Genomic DNA, 16,628 nt, shown 5'->3' on the forward strand with positions numbered 1-16,628 from the left:
CGGTCGCAAAGGTGACCTTTCGTAGCGCGACCAGCACAGTACCGTCGATGGTTCTCAACGACGGGAACGTGATTCCGCAGCTCGGTTTCGGTGTGTGGCAGGTGAGTGAGGATCAGACCACCGCTACCGTCGCCACCGCGCTGGAGACCGGCTATCGCAGCATCGATACCGCCGCCGCCTACCAGAACGAGACGGAGGTGGGCCGGGCGATCGCCGAGTCGGGTCTGCCGCGCGACGACATCTTCCTCACCACGAAACTGTGGAACTCCGACCAGGGCTACGACTCCACGCTGCGCGCCTTCGACGCCAGCATGGCCAAACTGGGTGTGGAGTTCCTGGATCTGTACCTGATCCACTGGCCGGTGGCCGCGGCCGGCCGGTTCGTCGACACCTTCCGCGCCTTCCAGACGTTGAAGGCGCAGGGCCGGATCGGGTCGATCGGCGTGAGCAACTTCCAGATTCCCCACCTGGAACGGCTGATTGCCGAGACCGGTGAGGTGCCGGCGGTGAACCAGATCGAGCTGCATCCCACGCTCGCGCAGCCGCGGCTGCGCGAGTTCCACGCCGAGCACGCCATCGTCACCGAGGCGTGGAGCCCGCTGGGCCAGGGGCAGGAGCTGACGAACCCGGTGATCACCGCGATCGCCGCCGAGATCGGCCGGACCCCGGCGCAGGTGGTCATCCGCTGGCATCTGCAGCTGGGCACCGTGGTCATCCCGAAGTCGGTGACCCCGGCCCGCATCCGGGAGAACTTCGACGTCTTCTCCTTCGAACTCACCGCCGACCAGATGGGGCGGATCTCCGCCCTGGACACCGGCACCCGGGTCGGCCCCGACCCGGACGAGTTCGCGTACGGCCTGGACTGACGCGGTATTCGCGCGCCCGGCGGGCGGCGGGCATCACGTACCGCGCGGTAAGTTGCGGCAATAGAGTGGGATCGACGAGATCGTCCGGCGGCCGGACCGGCCACCGCGACGCACGCAATCGAACCGCATGTATTGGGGAGAAGCTGATGCTGGCATCCAGCCGCTCGGGTGATGTGATCACCCTGGAACTGCAACGTCCGCAGCGCCGCAACGCGCTCAACCTCGAACTGGTGGGCTTGCTGCACGACGCGGTCGTGCAGGCCGCGGAGCAGGCACGGGTGATCGTACTCACCGGCCAGGGCACGGTTTTCAGCGCGGGCGCCGACCTCGACGGGATCGACAACGAGGACTTCCTCACCGCCCTGCAGGCCATGCTGGTGACCATCGAGTCGGTCCCGGTGCCGGTGATCGCCGCGCTCAACGGCGGCGCGTACGGTGCCGGGGTACAGCTGGCGCTGGCCTCGGATCTGCGGGTGCTGGACCCGAATGCGTCGATCGCCATCCCCGCCGCGAAACTCGGTATCTCGGTGGACAATTGGACGATGAAGCGGCTGGTGTCGCTGGTCGGCGGCGGTCCGGCGCGCACCATGCTGATGGGTGCCGGGACCATCTCGGCGGCCGACGCGTACACCCACGGCTTCGCCAACCGGATCGGCACGCTCGCCGACGCCCAGCAGTGGGCGGAGTCGATCGCCGAGCTGGCGCCACTGTCGTTGCAGCACATGAAACTCGTGCTCAACGACGACGGCACCCGCACCGAAGCCACCGATGATCAGCTCACGGCACTCCACCGCGCCTGGTCGAGCGCCGATGCCAAGGAGGCGCTCGCCGCCCGCGGCGAGAAGCGCACCCCGAAGTTCGAGGGCCGCTGATGGCGGGGACGATCCGGCGTCTGGTCGCCGGTGCCGCCGGCGTCGCGGGACTCAGCGCCCTGGTCCGGGCGGCCTGGGACGTGCCCGAGGAGCTCGGCGCGACCGCGAACGAGATCGCGCCGGTGGCCGCGGGCGCGAGCAGCTATCGCGACCGCAAGTTCCACAACACCGAGCCCAGCGTCCAGCTTGCGCCGGGATCGTCCCCGTCACTGCTCACCTCGGTGCTCACCCGCCGCAACGTCGGCCGCCCGCCGCGGCCCGTGCCGCTGGTGTCCGAACCGCCGGCCGGGACGGCGGGTGCGCTTGCGGTGACCTGGTACGGGCACGCGTCCGCGCTGCTCGAGGTCGACGGGTTCCGGGTACTCACCGACCCGGTGTGGAGTGAGCGGGTGTCCCCGTCGCAGCTGGTCGGCCCGGCCCGGCTGCACCCGGTGCCGTTGCCGCTGACCGACCTGCCGCCGCTGGACGCGATCGTGATCTCGCACGACCACTACGACCATCTGGATCTGGCGACCGTGCGCGCGCTCACCGACACCCAGGACGCGCTGTTCGTGGTGCCGCTGGGAATCGGCGCGCATCTGCGGAAGTGGCGGGTGCCCGCGGCCCGGATCGTGGAGCTGGACTGGGGTACGTCCACCACGCTGAACCGTCCCGCGGGTTCCGGGGCGGACGCGCTGGTGATCACCTGCACCGAGGCGCGGCACTTCTCCGGGCGCGGCACCTCCCGCAACCTGACCCAGTGGGCGTCGTGGGTGATCTCGGGCCCGCGGCACCGCGCGTACTTCGGTGGCGACACCGGCTACACCAAGGCGTTCGCCGAGATCGGCGCCAACTACGGCCCGTTCGACCTCACCCTGCTGCCGGTCGGCGCCTACGACGAGCACTGGCCCGATATCCACATGAACCCGGAGGAGGCGGTCGCCGCGCACGCGGACGTGTGCGTGGGCGCGGCGGGCTACGGCGTGATGGTGCCCATCCACTGGGCCACTTTCAATCTGGCATTTCACCCGTGGGTCGAGCCGATCCGGCGGATGCGGGCCGCGGCCCAGGCCGCGGGAACCCGGACGGCGGTGCCGCTGCCGGGTCAGCGACTCGATATCGATACCCTATCGCCGCAGGTAGAGTGGTGGGAAGATGTGGACAAGCCCGGCAAGACCGACGAATGACGGAGGTAACGCTGTGAGTTTGATGGACACCTTGAAAGGGTTGCTCGACAAGGGCAAGGAAACCGTCGAGGGCAACGCCGACAAGATCCACGATGCGGTCGACAAGGCCGGCAGCTTCATCGACGAGAAGACCGGCGGCAGGTACGGCGAGCAGATCAAGAAGGGCACCGACGCGGTGAAGAGCGCGATCCCGGAGCCGCATGCCGCCGCTGCGTCCGCCCCGGAACCCGCGCCCTCCGCCTCGGAACCCACGCCGCCCACCCCGGAACCCGCGCCGCCAGCACCGACACCGGCGCCGCCCGCACCGGAACCGGCGGCCGAACAGACTCCGCCGGCCGAGTAGCTCGGCCCGTCCGACCTCCGGGCTGTCGCGTGCGCGGCCGCCGGTGACGTCGCGCGCCCGGCAGCCGCCATGGCCACCCGCGAATACGGGGGAATCGAGGTTGCGGTCAGCAACCTCGACAAGGTGCTGTATCCGTCGACCGGTACCACGAAGGGGGAGGTGGTCGACTATTTCGTGGCGGTCGCGGCCGGTGTCCTCCCGCACATCGCGGGCCGGCCGGTCACCCGAAAACGCTGGCCGAACGGGGTGGACCAGCCTTCGTTCTTCGAGAAGAACCTGGCCGCGCACGTGCCGTCCTGGCTGCCGCGGCGCGGCGTGGTCCATTCCGATCGGCGGGTGACCTATCCGCTGATCGACTCGGTGGCGGGGCTGGCCTGGCTGGGCCAGCAGGCCGCACTGGAAATCCATGTGCCGCAATGGCGTTTCGATGCCGACGGGCCGGGCCCGAACACCCGGCTGGTCTTCGATCTGGACCCCGGCCCGGGTGCGGGGCTGGCCGAATGCGCGGCGATCGCGCTGGCCATCCGCGACACCGTGCACGAGGTGGGCCTGCGCGCCTATCCGGTGACCAGCGGCAGCAAGGGAATTCACGTCTACGTGCCGCTGGACAATCCGCTCGACGCGACGGGCGCGTCCACGGTCGCCAAACAGGTGGCCACCGGACTGCAGCAGTTGCATCCCGGTCTGGTCACCGCGTCGATGGCGAAGTCGGCGCGGACCGGCAAGATCTTCTTGGACTGGAGTCAGAACAACCCGGCCAAGACCACCATCGCGCCCTACTCGCTGCGCGGGCGTGAGCATCCGACCGTGGCCGCCCCGCGCGCCTGGTCCGAGATCGAGGCCGGAGACCGGTTGCGGCAGTTGACCTTCGACGAGGTGCTGACCCGTTTCCGGGCCGACGGTGACCTGCTGGACGGACTGGACCCCGCGCTGCCCAGGGCCGCGGATCCGCTCGACACCTACCGGTCGATGCGCGATCCGCGGCGCACCCCGGAACCCGTTCCGGCCGGGGCGCCGATCGCCGGGCCGGGCAACCGGTTCGTGGTGCAGGAGCATCACGCGCGCCGGCTGCACTGGGACGTGCGCTTGGAACGCGACGGTGTGCTCGTGTCCTGGGCGGTCCCCAAGGGGCCGCCGACCTCACCGAAGCAGAACCGGCTCGCCGTCCACACCGAGGATCATCCCTTGGAGTACCTGGACTTCCACGGCACGATTCCGCGCGGGGAGTACGGCGGCGGCGAGATGACGATCTGGGACCGCGGCACCTACGAGACCGAGAAGTGGCGCGACGACGAGGTGATCGTCCGGTTCCACGGTGAACGGCTGGACGGGCGTTACGCCTTCATTCAGACCTCCGGGACGCAGTGGCTGATGCATCTGATGAAACCCGTCGAGCCCGAACCCGCGGCTGCCGGTGTGGGCGCGCGCGGCAAGGTGGTGCGGACCGCGACCGGGCCCGCCGGTGCCGAGAGTTCCGACTTTCCGCGCGGTCTGCGCCCGATGCTGGCCACCGCCGCGGAGGTCGCGAACCTCGACGACACCGACTGGGCTTTCGAGATCAAGTGGGACGGCTTCCGGCTGATCGGCGAATTCGACCGCGGCACAGCCACATTGCGCAGCCGGGCGGGAAACGTGGTCACCGATCGCTATCCGCGGATCGCCGCCTCGGCCGCCGCGTTGGCCGGGCACAGGGTGGTGCTCGACGGTGAGGCTGTCGTCCTCGACGATCAGGGTCTGTCGAATGTCGCGCTGCTGCAATCGGATCCGGCGCGCGCGGTATTCGTGGTGTTCGACGTGCTGTATCTCGACGGCACCTCGCTGATCGGCAAGCGCTACAGCGACCGCCGCATGGTGCTCGAGGCGCTGGCGGCGTCGGTACCCGAACTGCTCGTGCCGGACCGGATGTCCGGGCCGGGCGCGACGGCGCTGGACATCAGCCGCGAACTCGGCCAGGAGGGGGTGGTGGCCAAGCGGCTGGATTCGACCTACCAACCCGGCCGGCGCTCGCAGGCCTGGATCAAGACCCGCAACTGGCGGACCCAGGAGGTGGTTATCGGCGGCTGGCGGCGCAGTCCGGCGCGCCCGTTCGCCTCACTGCTGGTCGGGATTCCGCACGAGGGCACCCTGCAGTACATCGGCCGGGTCGGAACCGGTTTCAGCGAACGGCAACAGCAGGAACTGTCGGCGCGAATGCGGCCACTGGAGCGTAAAACCAGCCCGTTCGACAACGACCTGACCGCCGAGGAAATCGCCGACGCGGTATGGGTGACACCGAAACTGACCGGGCTCGTGCGTTTCATGAATTGGACCGATGCCGGGCGGCTGTGGCATCCGGCATGGGTATCGGGCGGCCGGTAAATTCCGCGGACCCGGCGAATCAGTCGTTATCATGGTGCTATGGCACCGATCACATTCCGGGCTGCCCGAATTCTCACGCGATTGTGCCGATCGGTTCTGGTCGGGGCCGTTGCCGCCTTGACGGTGCCGCTGTCGGTCGCGCCGGTGCAGGCCGACCAGCCCTCGCCCGATTCCGACCCCTTCTATTCGGTTCCCGCGGATGTGTCGTCCTACGGCAACGGCACCCTCCTGGGTGCGCGGCCGATCTCGCTGTTCGGGCTGCCGGTACCGGTGTCGGCCTGGCAGATCCGTTATCGCACAACCGATTCGACCGGAAAGGCGATCGCCGACGTGGCCACCGTGCTGGTGCCGCAGGGGGAGTGGAACGGGCCGGGAGCCCGGCCGGTGCTGGCCTATCAGATGCCCGAGGACAGTCTCGGGACCGCCTGCGCCCCGTCCTACGCGCTGTCCGGGGGTGGCGGCGCCGCCCTGGCCAACGCCCTGCCGGACGTGCCCTACATCGGCACCGCGCTGCTGCGCGGCTGGTCGCTGGTGCTCAGCGACTACGAGGGTCCGCAGTCGCGATTCCTGGACGGGCTCACCGAGGGTCGTGGGGTCCTCGACGGGATCCGGGCCGCGCGGAGCTTCGGGCCGAGCGGGATCGGGCCGGCCAGCCCACTGGGCATGTGGGGCTACTCCGGTGGCGCGTTCGCCACGCTGTGGGCGGCTCAGCTGCGGGCAAGCTACGCGCCCGACGTGGTGCCGGTCGGACTCACCGCGGGCGGGGTGCCGGCCGATGTCGCCGAGTTGGCCGCGCACGTCGACGGCGGCGGCCAGGCGGGGTTGTCGCTGCTGATCCTGCTGGCCATGATCCGTCAGGAGCAGCAGACGGGCCTGGCCGAGCTGCTCAATCCCAAGGGGCAGGCCCTGCAGGCCGATTCGGCCGGCGCCTGCGGCACCGACCTGGTCCTCGCGCATCCGCGGGCGCACGCCGACGACTACGCCACCGCGCCCGGGGTGCTGACCAGTCCGCAGTTCCTCGCGGCCGCCGAGCGGAACAGGCTGGGCAACATCCGGATCGACGTCCCGGCCTACCTGTACCACAGCACCACCGACGACACCGTCCCGGTCGACGGCTTCTCCGCCATGGTCGACCGCTACTGCGCGCAAGGCGTGGCGCTGACCGCCGTCCACTCGTCGTGGCCGTCGCACAACGGCGCGGCCATCGGCGAGGCGGGGGGAGCGATGAAGTTCCTCGCCGACCGGTTCGCCGGAGTTCCGGCACCGACCGGCTGCAACGTCACCTAGGGACTTCGGCGCCCTCGGCCGGCGCACGGCCGTGGTTCCTTGCTACTGCCGCAACGACAGAGTCCGCGGGATGATCGTTCGCTGTCGCGCGCGGCCCGGCTCGCGAATTCGGCCGGGGCAGTGACAGTGTCGGGTCAGTTGGCCGGGATCGGGAACTGTGCGGGCGCGTCCTCCGGCGGAATCGGGGAGATGACCGGCTGCCCGTTGTTCGCCCACTTGGTGGTGCCGGCCGGGGACCGCAAGCTGTTGATCAGGTCGTAGCCCGCCACGACCAGCGTCGGTCCGCCGACCACCATGGTGCCGACGATGCCGCCGAGGGTGGCGCCGGTGATCGTTGTGGCAATAGCGCCCAGGCCGGTGGGGAGTCCGGCGACGAACCCGATGAGGGCGCCGAGTGCCGTGCCGATGAATCCGCCGACCGCCGTGGCGATCCCGAACTGGCTGGCGAAGGAGTTCATCGCCAGCTGGTCCTCGGCCGGGGAGGCGATATCGGCGGCCGTGTCGGAGACCGGGGCCGGGCGTGCGGTGGCCGGGTCCTTGACGACCGTGAGGTCGAGCTGGTGTCCGTCCGCGCTGACCACGTGCGACATCGGGTATTCGGTGTGGTCCTGGTCGAACGACAGCGGCATGGTGATCACCGTCCGGCCGGCGTCGTCGCGGACGTCGACGGTGCGATCGTCGGCGGCGACCACGAAGGTGGCGTCCCGCAGCGAGGCGTGGATGGTGTCGCCGTCCAGGGTCGCCTTGTAGACCACGTCGGGGACGGCGGCCGGTGCCGGGTTCGCCACAGCCGTGGCGTTCACACAGGCCAGAGTGGAAACGATCGGCACAGCGACAGCGGAGAACGAGCGAAGATTCATCTTCAAATCCATTCCTCACCAAAAGTTGTGGTTTCAGGTCACTCCGACCCGAAGTGGTGCAGCGAAACGGAACTCCTTGAAGCTACATGTGCGCAAATATGGGTGTCGAGTGGAGGTTCCGGGCGAAATGGACCGAATATCGGTGAATATCACCGCTACTCGGGGATAGATGACGAATGTCCGTTCAGCTCAGGAACAAATTCAGCGCGACGGATCCGCCGCAGACCGCGGCGACGATCAGCAGCGCGACCACATCCGCGCGGCCGGGGCTGTCCGGGTGCGCGGTGAGCGCGCCGGTACCGCCGCGCGCGGTGATCGCCTGGCCGAGTTCGCCGGCCCGCCGGGTGGAGACCGCCATGGTGGCGGTGAGGATGTCGAGCATCGGGGAGTCGGCCGGGCGGCGGGTCGCGACGTGGCGGTGGTCGCGGGGGCGCAGCCGGCGGGCGGCGCGCAGCACGCGCATCTCCTCCAGCAGCAGCGGCAGGCCGCGCAGCGTGAGAGCCACCACGACCGCCCACTCGTCGACCGGAATCCGCAAGCGGCGCAAGGGCGCACCGAGTTTGGCCAGCGCGGGCGCGATCTCGCCCATGGGCGTGGTCCAGGCGATCATGAACGAGGCGGCGAGCAGAATCAGCCCGTACACGGTGACCTGGGCGAAGCGCACCACCGCCGTCGGCCCGCCCGCGATATTCAGCGCGCCGGCGGCGAGGATCATGGCCCAGAACCACCACGGCAGCCGCGGCAGCGTGCCCAGCGGCAGCCGGGCCGCGACACCCACGCCGATCAGGAACGTGGTCATCGCGGCGAGCACCGGCCAGCTCGGCAGGTACATGAGCACCACACTGATCGCGGCCACGCCGAGGATCTTGGTGCCGGCCCACAGCCGGTGCACCGGACTGTCGACCGGGACCTCGCGGAACAGAACCAGATTCATGCCGTGCCCTCCCGCGCCGGTACCGCGTGGGCGGCCTCGGTGATCCGGCCCGCCGCCAAATGGATGGTGCGGTCGCAGATCGCCGCGAGATCGGCCACGTCGTGTGAGATGACGATCAGGGTCAGCCCCCGATCCCGCAGTCCGGCAAGCAGTTCCACTGCCTCCGCCCGGCCGCGCGGATCCAGTCCGGCGAGCGGCTCGTCCAGGATCACCACCGTCCGGCGGGCCACCACGATCGCGGCCAGCACCACCCGTTTCGCCTGACCGCCGGACAGTGATTCGATCGAGCGGGTGGCCATCGTCCGGTCCAGGCCGACCGCGTCCAGCGCCCGGCCGACCGCGCCCGAACCGGTACCCGGGCCACCCCAGTCCTCGAGTTCGGCCGCCACGGTCTCGCGCTGCAGTTGCAGTCGCGAATGCTGGAACGCCAGCGCCACCTGGCCCACCTTCTTGTGCACCGGGTGGGCCCGAGCTCCGTCCAGCAGTTCGCAACTGCCGCCGGTGGGGACGGTCAGCCCGGCCATGATCCAGGCCAGCGTCGACTTGCCCGAACCGTTGCCGCCGACCACCAGCAGTGCCTCGCCGCGCCGGACGGTCAGGTCGATGCCGTGCAATGCCGGTGCGGCCCAAGGGGTTCCGCGGTTATAGGTGTGCCGGACAGCGCGTAGCCGCAAAATATCCGCGCCGCTGGGCGCCGGGCGGCGGCGCGGCACCGGGCCGGGCCACTCCGGTAGCCGGTCGACCACGCGGCCGCCGTCCAGATGCACCACCCGGTCGGCGGCCGCCGCATCGTCCTCGTGATGGGTGACCAGCACGACGGCCATCGGATAGCGGCGCGGCAGCCCGGCCAGCAACGCCACCAGTTCGCGGCGGCCGGCGGGATCGATCATGGCGGTGGCCTCGTCGGCGATCAGCAGGGCGGGCCGCCGGGCCAGCGCCGCGGCCACCGCGAGCCGCTGCTGCTGCCCGCCGGACAGGGTCGCGGTCTCCACCGAGTCCAGCCCGGCCAGCCCCACCTCCGCCAGCAGACCGGGCACGTCCACCCGCGCCGCCAGTTCGGGCGGCAGTCCCCACACCACGTCGTCGGCCGTGCGTACACCCAGGGTCTGCGACTCGGGGCGCTGCAACACCAGCGCGGTCCCGCCGAGCCGGCCCAGACCCGCCGAACCCGGTCGTTCCACACTGCCGGTGGTGGGCGGCAGTCCGGCGAGCAGCCGGGTCAACGTCGACTTACCGGAACCGTTGTGCCCCACGATCGCCACGAACTCCCCGGCCCGCACGGTCAGGTCGAGACCGGTCAGGGCATCGGTGCGCGCGTCCGGATAGCGGAAGGACACGTCCCGCAACCGGACCGGCAGCGGCCCGGCCGGCCGGTCGTCGCGGGCGGCGTCGAGCGGGTCGTGCCCCGGCACCCAGGCCAGCCGGTCCAGCACCGACCCGAGGGCATACCAGGAGACCAGTGCGGTCCCGACCACCCCGGCCGCCACCGACAGGCTCAGGAACGCCCACCACCAGTGCAGGGTCCAGTCGGTGAGCCGGACCAGATCGTCGCCGACGGTGGTGAGCTGCGGTTGCCGGCCCAGGATCCGGGCCGTACTGCGCGCGGTATTGCGGACGTTGTCGAACAGCAGCGCGCGCGTCGTCCCGGACACGGCCAGGATCCCGACCGAGAACGCCGCCCAGACCAGCCCGGCCAGCCAGGACAGGCCGAACACGGCGAACAGGCCGCCGCGCCGCCGCTTCACCTGGCCCACGATCCCGCCCACAGTGGCCGCGGTCAGGATCGCGAAGGCGGGCAGCAGACCGGCCGCCACGAAGGTGACCAGGAAGGACGCCACCGTGGCCGCGGCCACGGCCCGCGCCCGGAAACGCATCGCCAGCAACCCGAGCGGGACCGCGGCCACCAGATTCAGGGCCGCCGCGAGCGGGAGCATCGTGCCCAGCGTCACCAGCGCGACGGTGACGCCGGCCAGTACCGCGCCGGTCGCCAGCTCGATCGGGTGGAGTCCGTGAGCGGGCGCTGGTCGAACTGTCACGGCACAAGTCTGCCAGCAGTTGCCGATCGCGGCCGATAACCGCCGGGGCTAGTTCGGCAGGGCCGGGATCCGGCCACCCATCGCCACGGTGTGCATGACGCTGGTGAACCGGGAGCCGTCCACGATGTGCAACAGCACCGACGGGTCGGGGGCGTAGTCGATCGGGAAGTCCAGCGGGTCGTCGCCGTCCCAGCTGTTGCCGATCTGCGAGGCCACACTGGGCGCGACGGTGAACGGCCGGCCGCCGAAGAGGGTGGTCGCGGCCGAATGCAGGTGACCGGTGAGGGTGGCCAGGATCCGGGGGTCGCGCTCGATGATCCGTTCCAGCCGGTCCGGATTGGCGAGCCGGATCCCGTCGCAGACATTGTGGTACATCGGCATCGGCGGATGGTGCATGGCGAGCACCACCCGGTTCTCCGCGGGGGTGGCGGCCAGCAGGTTCTCCAGCCAGTCGAAGGTCTCGTCGGCCAGCAGGCCCGCGGAGTCGCCGGGAATGGTCGAATCCAGCAGCGCGACGGTCACGCCGGGCAGTTCGACGGCCTGGTTGATCGGGGTGCCCGTCGGCGGCTGATCCAGCAGCGCGGCTCGCAGGTGCCCGCGGTCGTCGTGGTTGCCGGGCAGGAACCACAGCGGTAGCGGGCCGTCGAAAGTGGCTCGGGCCTGGGCATATTCCGCCGGGCGGCCACGATCGGCGATATCGCCGGTGACCAGGACCGCGTCGGGCCGGTGCGGCAGTTGCAGCAGGTACGCCAGCACCCGCTCGGTGCGTTCAGCGTTGCGATCGTGCGTATCGAAATGCACATCGCTCAGCTGGGCGATCAAAATCATGCAGCTGCCCGCCTTCTCGTTCCCCGCGTCGTCGCGCCCGAGTATGCCCGTCACGGGCTCCTTCCAGGTTAGAACGGGCGACCCGTTCCGGCGGCCAGGCCGTGACTCTCGCCACGTCAAATAGCCGTCCGCTATCAGCTGAAGGCGGCCAGTAGCGCCTCCGGGTCGGCGGTCACCGGGGTGCCGGCGAGGGCCCAGAAGTCCGCGCCCGGGGTGGCTTCCAGGTCCAGCCGCTCCCGCGACCGCCAGGGGGCGTCCAGACCCAGCCGCCACGAATGCAGATGGGTGCGCGGGAACGCGCCCGACCGGTCGAACAGCGGATCACCGGCGATCGGGAAGCCGATCCAGGCCAGATGCACCCGGATCTGATGCCGGCGTCCGGTGATCGGCCGCACCGCCAGGACCGTGCCCGCGTCGCCGTGCAGCAGCACCTCGAACTCGGTGCGGGACGGATAGTTCTTACCGGCCAGGATGTCGGCCTCGGCCACCGACCAGGTGTCGCCGGTGCGGGTGATGCGCTCACGCGGCGCGGCGATCCGCACCCGGTTCTTACGCCCGACGCTCAGCGGCAGCTCGATCGTGCCGCGGTCGGGCAGGCCGGTGGCGGTGGTGATCGCGAGATAGGTCTTGGTGGCGGTCCGCTTGGCGAACTGGCGGGTCAGCGTGCCGTGCGCGGTCAGATCCTTCGCCAGTAACACCAGCCCCGAGGTGGCCTTGTCGATCCGGTGCACCGGATACAGCCGCTCACCCGCCGCGGCGGCCAGCTCCACCAGATCGGTGTCGTGCCGTTCCCCGGTGACCGAGATACCGGCGGGCTTGTTCAGCGCCAGCACCGCCGCGTCCTCGTCGACCAGGCAGCTCGCCCGCAGTTCGGTCCAGTCCACCGCACCGGCCGGCGCCGGCTGCTCCACGTTCACTCCCGGGAAGGTTACCGGGTGGCGAACTCCAGGTCGGTCAGGCTGTCGTCCATGGCCATCACCAGCCGGGCCAGGTTCGGTGCGGCCCGCCGACAGCCCACCACCCCGATATCGATGCTGTCGCCGTTGCCGGCGACGGTGATGTTGACGCCCTGCCCGTCGAACGGGATGGACAGCGGATACCAGTGCTCGAGCCGGGCGCCCCGCAGATACCGCGCCTTGCGGTGCCCGGGGACGTTGGAGATGGTGACGTTGAACGGGACTCGCGGGCCGTGCGGCAGCCCGGGCACCAGGTCCAGGCCCGCCGGGGCCAGCAGCAACAGCGACAGCGCCTGCGCCTGCCGCCGTGACAGCCCGCCGAACACCTGCTTGCCGGACTGCATGGACGCGCTGATCGCGCTCAGCCGCCGCACCGGGTCGGCCACGTCGGTGGCCAGGTTCGCCAGCAGCGCCGCGACCAGGTTGCCCTCGGTCTCGGCTTCGGCGGGGGTGCGCATGTTCATCGGGACCATGGCGACCAGCGGCCGGTTGGGCAGCGCCTGCCGTTCGAGCAGATAGGTGCGCAGCGCACCGGCGGAGATGGCCAGCACGATGTCGTTGACGGTGGTGCCGGTGGCCCGGCGGACGGCGTCGATGCGGTCCAGCGACAGCGAGCCGATCGCGATCTCACGGGCGCCGCCGATCGGCACGTTGAAGACCGTGCGCGGCGCGGTCATCGGGAGCGTCAGGCGGCCGTCGGTGACCGCCCGCAGGACCGACAGGCCCTTGTTCAGTTCGTTCGGCACGCTCGCCGCCAGCCGGGGCAGGCCGCGCAGACCGACCCGTGCCGACCGGTGCGGGGTGTCGTCGCCGCGCTGCGGGGCGCCGAGCGTCCAGGCCGGATACAGGCCCGAATCGAGCGGATCGGTGGTGAAGCTGCGGGTGGCCAGTTGCTGGCCGGTCACGCCGTCGAAGAGGGCGTGATGGATCTTGGAGTACATCGCGAAGCGTTTCCCGCCGAGCCCCTCGATCAGCCGGGTCTCCCACAGCGGCCGGTGGCGGTCGAGCAACTGGCCGTGCAGCCGCGCGACCAGGTCGAGCAGTTCGGCGGTGCCGCCGGGCGCGGGCAGCCCACTGCGCCGCACGTGGTAGCCGAGGTCGACCTCGTCGGCGTGGGACCAGGCGCGCAGCGAGAATCCGCCCCACTCCCGGTGCAGGCGGCGGCGGAAACGGCTGCGCACGTCGGTGGCCGCGAGGTATCCGCTGTATAGCTCCTGGACGAATTCGTCGGTGTCGCACGGTGTTTCGAAGAGATACAGCCCGCCCACATGCATCGGGTGTTCGCGGGATTCGAGCGCGAGGAAGATGGCGTCGAGCGGGTCGAGCAGTTCCATGGGTTTCTCCCTCGGATCGGTCTGCGAGCCACCGGGCCGGACGTATCCGTGCTGCGTACGGGCGCCGTGTGCGGAGCCTACCGACAGATATCGGTGCCGAACGGAAGTTCCCACCGCGACCCGCCGCGATTGTCGGATCGCATCGGGCCCGGACGGTCTCGATCCGGTGCCGCGGCGGGATCGCGCGCGGTCGATATTGCCGTGGGCGAACGGCCTTGTGCTCCCGTACGATCGCGTCGACAGGACCAAGGTGGGGGCGAGGTGACGATGGAACTGCTCACACTCGCCGAGATCGATGCCGAACTGGCGCAACGTGGCCGGGAACTCGACAAGATCAGCGCCACCCTGCTGGAGCTGGACGAGCATCCCGGTCTGGTGCTGCTGCGCGGCTATCCGCCCGCCGGCGTGACCGCCACCCGCTGGGAGCCGATGCGCTCGGCGCTGGAAGGTCTCTGGGAGGACTTCGGGCGGGTGCGGACCATTCTGGATCGGGCGCGCGCGATCCGGGCGGGCAAACACCGGCTCAGCGATGCCGAACGGGCCGAGGTCACCGGATTGTTGCGGGACCGGGCCTTCGAGGTGGCCCGGGACCCGATTCCGATGAGCCAGCGGTCGCTGACCGGCCCGGCCGAGAAGGTCCGCTACGTCGGCCTGGCCGACACCCTGGACCGCATGCGCGCCGCCTATCCGCGGCTCGCCGAATTCCTCGACGAGGTCGACGCGATCAATTCCCGGGTCCTGTCCGGGCTGAGTCCGGTTCAGGCGCAACTGGACCGGCTGGCCGGCTCGTCGGAGCGGGCGGCGGGCATCCTCGCCGATGTCGCGGACCTGCTGGGTCTTTCGGCCACCGACCCGCTGTCGCTGACCCTGCCCGAGATCGACACCCGGATCGCCGCGCTGCGCGCCCGGGTCACCCGGGAGGCCGATGCCCTGGCCGAGGCGCTGGCCCTGGCTTCCGACTGGCCCGCCGCGATCGCCGAAACCCGTTCCGCGCTGGACGAACTCGGCCGACTCCGGGAACGCGCCGCCGAGCTGCGGGTGGAAGCCGAGACCAAGATCCACACCGTGCCGCTGCCCGTGCGCGTGGACGAGACCCCGGGCCTCGCCGCCGAACTGAGTGCGCTCGCACTCGGAAGTTCCGGCGCGCCGCCACAATCCGGGATCGGGCGCACGGATCCGACTGTCGTGCACACCTTCTCCGTTGCCGACATCCCCGCACCGCCGGCCGGTCCCGGGGCGCCGGTCCGGCCCAGCGCACCCGTCCGCGACGCCACGGCCCTGCTGGCGCTGCGCCGCCGGATCGCGGCCGCGGCCGCGATGCTCGGCGGCGATCTGGACCTGGCCCAGGGCCTGCTGGACCGGCGGGCCGAACTGCGCGGCCGGCTGGCCGCCTACGAGGCCAAATCGGCCAGGATCGGGGTCGGCGAGGATCCGGATGTCCTGGCGTCGAGCCGGGTCGCCCGGGACCTGCTGGCGCACCGGCCGTGTGACCTCGCGGCCGCCACCCGGGCGATCCTGGACTATCAGCAGGCGGTCGCCAGGGCCGCAGGACGTGGCGCGTGAACGGCGTGGATCACGAGCCCGGCGCGATCGAGGGCTGCCAGGACCGGAGCATACTGTTGGCCCGGCGTAGGCCCCGAGCGCGTACGCTTCGGCGCACGGGCCTCGACGTCGGGGCCGGTCGGCTTCGGGGACCGGCGGACGCGGGCGTAACGAGCGGAGGGGTGGTGCCGTTGTGGCAGAGCGAGGTGGCATCGTGGATGCGGTGACCGGGTTACATTGCCCCGGATGCGGGGCGCAGTTTCGGCTGACCGATCGCTTCTGCGAGGCCTGCGGTCATGAGCTGGCGATTCGCCGGGCGCTGTTGCCCGACTTCGGGATACCGGCGGGCAGCGTGTGCGAGTCCTGTGCGGCAACCGAATTCGATGCCGACGGCTACTGCGTGGCGTGTGGCGAGTGGCGGCGGCCGGCCGACCGCAGCGCCGCCGATCTCGGTGCGGTGCAGCTGGTCACCGACCGTGGAATCGCTCACGCGCGCAACGAGGATTCGGTCGCCGCGGCCGTCCTCGACGACCCGACCGGTTCGGTGGTGGTGATCGCGGTCTGCGACGGCGTCTCGACCTCGGAGAACCCGCAGGCGGCCTCCGCGGCCGCGGCCCGCACCGGCGTGGACGAGTGCGTGGCGGCGCTGGCCGCGGACCGGCCGTCGCCGGAGGCCGCGGTGGCCGGGCTGGAGGCGGCCGCGATCGCGGTGCGCGACGTCGCGACCTCCGGGCACGCGCCGTCGTGTACCTACGTGGCCGCGGTGGTGCGGCCCACGGCGAACGACACCCACGAGGTCACCGTGATCAATGTCGGTGACAGCCGGGCCTATTGGCTGTCCGCCGGTACCCGCGACGACGTCCCCGCGCAGCGGCTGACCGTCGACGACTCGTGGGCGCAGGCGCTGGTGGACAGCGGCGTCATGGACGAGGAAGCCGCGATGCGCGACCCGCGGGCGCACGCGCTGTACCGCTGGCTGGGCGCCGATTCCGATCGCCGGCCCGGTGACACGCGTCCGGTCACCGTCGAGGTGCGCGGTCCCGGCGCGCTGCTGCTGTGCAGCGACGGGCTGTGGAACTACCTGTCCGACCCGGTCCGGCTGGCCGAGCTGGCCCTGGCCCGGCCCGCGGAGACGGCCGCCCACGACCTCGTCGACTTCGCTGTGCAGAGCGGCGGCAGCGACAACATCACGGTCGCGCTGGTTCCGATCGTGCCCAGCCGGGCGAGCGTTCAGCAGTAGGAGTTT

14 protein-coding genes are annotated in these 16,628 nt (G+C 70.9%); 8 read left to right on the forward strand and 6 right to left on the reverse strand.

What is annotated here, in order from left to right; all coding sequences use genetic code 11:
* Nucleotides 1-47: 47 nt before the first annotated feature.
* The 6 genes from EBN03_RS25080 to EBN03_RS25105 all read left to right on the forward strand — a co-directional run bounded on the left by EBN03_RS25080 (nucleotide 48) and on the right by EBN03_RS25105 (nucleotide 6,892).
* Nucleotides 48-866, forward strand: a complete 819-nt coding sequence (locus tag EBN03_RS25080) for an aldo/keto reductase (protein WP_122190578.1) — start codon at nucleotides 48-50, stop codon at nucleotides 864-866.
* Nucleotides 867-1,012: 146 nt separating this feature from the next.
* A complete protein-coding gene (locus EBN03_RS25085) occupies nucleotides 1,013-1,738 on the forward strand; it encodes an enoyl-CoA hydratase (RefSeq protein WP_122190579.1) in 726 nt (241 codons plus the stop codon).
* Complete coding sequence (locus EBN03_RS25090; RefSeq protein WP_122190580.1) at nucleotides 1,738-2,904, forward strand: MBL fold metallo-hydrolase; 1,167 nt, start codon at nucleotides 1,738-1,740, stop codon at nucleotides 2,902-2,904. The genes EBN03_RS25085 and EBN03_RS25090 overlap by 1 nt, the downstream gene beginning before the upstream one ends.
* Before the next feature lie 22 nt (nucleotides 2,905-2,926).
* Nucleotides 2,927-3,247, forward strand: coding sequence for an antitoxin (locus EBN03_RS25095; protein WP_233608628.1), 321 nt, complete (start codon nucleotides 2,927-2,929; stop codon nucleotides 3,245-3,247).
* A gap of 69 nt (nucleotides 3,248-3,316) precedes the next feature.
* Nucleotides 3,317-5,605, forward strand: coding sequence for an ATP-dependent DNA ligase (locus EBN03_RS25100; protein ID WP_122190582.1), 2,289 nt, complete (start codon nucleotides 3,317-3,319; stop codon nucleotides 5,603-5,605).
* Between the two features lie 39 nt (nucleotides 5,606-5,644).
* Nucleotides 5,645-6,892 (forward strand): lipase family protein, encoded by a 1,248-nt coding sequence (locus EBN03_RS25105; RefSeq protein ID WP_122190583.1) that lies wholly within the window; start codon nucleotides 5,645-5,647, stop codon nucleotides 6,890-6,892.
* Nucleotides 6,893-7,026: 134 nt separating this feature from the next.
* Here EBN03_RS25105 and EBN03_RS25110 read toward each other — a convergent pair whose 3' ends face one another.
* From EBN03_RS25110 to EBN03_RS25135, 6 genes are all read right to left on the reverse strand, one after another.
* On the reverse strand, nucleotides 7,027-7,752 hold the full coding sequence (locus tag EBN03_RS25110) for an ammonium transporter (protein ID WP_122190638.1): 726 nt from the start codon (nucleotides 7,750-7,752) through the stop codon (nucleotides 7,027-7,029).
* Between the two features lie 184 nt (nucleotides 7,753-7,936).
* Nucleotides 7,937-8,686 carry an energy-coupling factor transporter transmembrane component T family protein gene (locus tag EBN03_RS25115; protein ID WP_122190584.1) on the reverse strand — a complete coding sequence of 250 codons (750 nt, stop codon included), beginning with the start codon at nucleotides 8,684-8,686 and terminating at the stop codon, nucleotides 7,937-7,939.
* Nucleotides 8,683-10,722 (reverse strand): ABC transporter ATP-binding protein, encoded by a 2,040-nt coding sequence (locus EBN03_RS25120; RefSeq protein WP_233608619.1) that lies wholly within the window; start codon nucleotides 10,720-10,722, stop codon nucleotides 8,683-8,685. Before EBN03_RS25120 ends, EBN03_RS25115 begins: the two co-directional genes overlap by 4 nt.
* Nucleotides 10,723-10,770: 48 nt before the next feature.
* Nucleotides 10,771-11,604, reverse strand: coding sequence for a metallophosphoesterase (locus EBN03_RS25125; protein WP_233608620.1), 834 nt, complete (start codon nucleotides 11,602-11,604; stop codon nucleotides 10,771-10,773).
* Between the two features lie 80 nt (nucleotides 11,605-11,684).
* A complete protein-coding gene (locus EBN03_RS25130; RefSeq protein ID WP_233608621.1) occupies nucleotides 11,685-12,467 on the reverse strand; it encodes an RluA family pseudouridine synthase in 783 nt (260 codons plus the stop codon).
* Nucleotides 12,468-12,478: 11 nt separating this feature from the next.
* The gene (locus tag EBN03_RS25135) at nucleotides 12,479-13,840 is read right to left on the reverse strand and encodes a WS/DGAT/MGAT family O-acyltransferase (RefSeq protein ID WP_122190585.1); all 1,362 of its coding nucleotides are present in this window, start codon (nucleotides 13,838-13,840) and stop codon (nucleotides 12,479-12,481) included.
* Nucleotides 13,841-14,107: 267 nt separating this feature from the next.
* Here EBN03_RS25135 and EBN03_RS25140 point away from each other — a divergent pair, with 267 nt between their 5' ends.
* Nucleotides 14,108-15,403: a hypothetical protein gene (locus EBN03_RS25140; RefSeq protein ID WP_122190642.1), complete on the forward strand. Its 1,296-nt coding sequence runs from the start codon at nucleotides 14,108-14,110 to the stop codon at nucleotides 15,401-15,403.
* A gap of 172 nt (nucleotides 15,404-15,575) precedes the next feature.
* Nucleotides 15,576-16,622 carry a PP2C family protein-serine/threonine phosphatase gene (locus tag EBN03_RS25145; RefSeq protein ID WP_233608622.1) on the forward strand — a complete coding sequence of 349 codons (1,047 nt, stop codon included), beginning with the start codon at nucleotides 15,576-15,578 and terminating at the stop codon, nucleotides 16,620-16,622.
* The last annotated feature ends 6 nt before the right edge of the window (nucleotides 16,623-16,628 follow it).

Source organism: Nocardia stercoris (assembly GCF_003696265.1).
GTDB lineage: Bacteria > Actinomycetota > Actinomycetes > Mycobacteriales > Mycobacteriaceae > Nocardia > Nocardia stercoris.

Bases quoted from the DNA above. Each gene is read 5' to 3' on its own strand.
- EBN03_RS25085 (WP_122190579.1), top strand. From the start codon at position 1,013: ATGCTGGCATCCAGCCGCTCGGGTGATGTGATCACCCTGGAACTGCAA.
- EBN03_RS25080 (WP_122190578.1), top strand. From the start codon at position 48: ATGGTTCTCAACGACGGGAACGTGATTCCGCAGCTCGGTTTCGGTGTG.
- EBN03_RS25140 (WP_122190642.1), top strand. From the start codon at position 14,108: ATGGAACTGCTCACACTCGCCGAGATCGATGCCGAACTGGCGCAACGT.
- EBN03_RS25115 (WP_122190584.1), bottom strand. From the start codon at position 8,686: ATGAATCTGGTTCTGTTCCGCGAGGTCCCGGTCGACAGTCCGGTGCAC.
- EBN03_RS25090 (WP_122190580.1), top strand. From the start codon at position 1,738: ATGGCGGGGACGATCCGGCGTCTGGTCGCCGGTGCCGCCGGCGTCGCG.
- EBN03_RS25095 (WP_233608628.1), top strand. From the start codon at position 2,927: ATGGACACCTTGAAAGGGTTGCTCGACAAGGGCAAGGAAACCGTCGAG.
- EBN03_RS25110 (WP_122190638.1), bottom strand. From the start codon at position 7,752: ATGAATCTTCGCTCGTTCTCCGCTGTCGCTGTGCCGATCGTTTCCACT.
- EBN03_RS25105 (WP_122190583.1), top strand. From the start codon at position 5,645: ATGGCACCGATCACATTCCGGGCTGCCCGAATTCTCACGCGATTGTGC.
- EBN03_RS25135 (WP_122190585.1), bottom strand. From the start codon at position 13,840: ATGGAACTGCTCGACCCGCTCGACGCCATCTTCCTCGCGCTCGAATCC.
- EBN03_RS25100 (WP_122190582.1), top strand. From the start codon at position 3,317: ATGGCCACCCGCGAATACGGGGGAATCGAGGTTGCGGTCAGCAACCTC.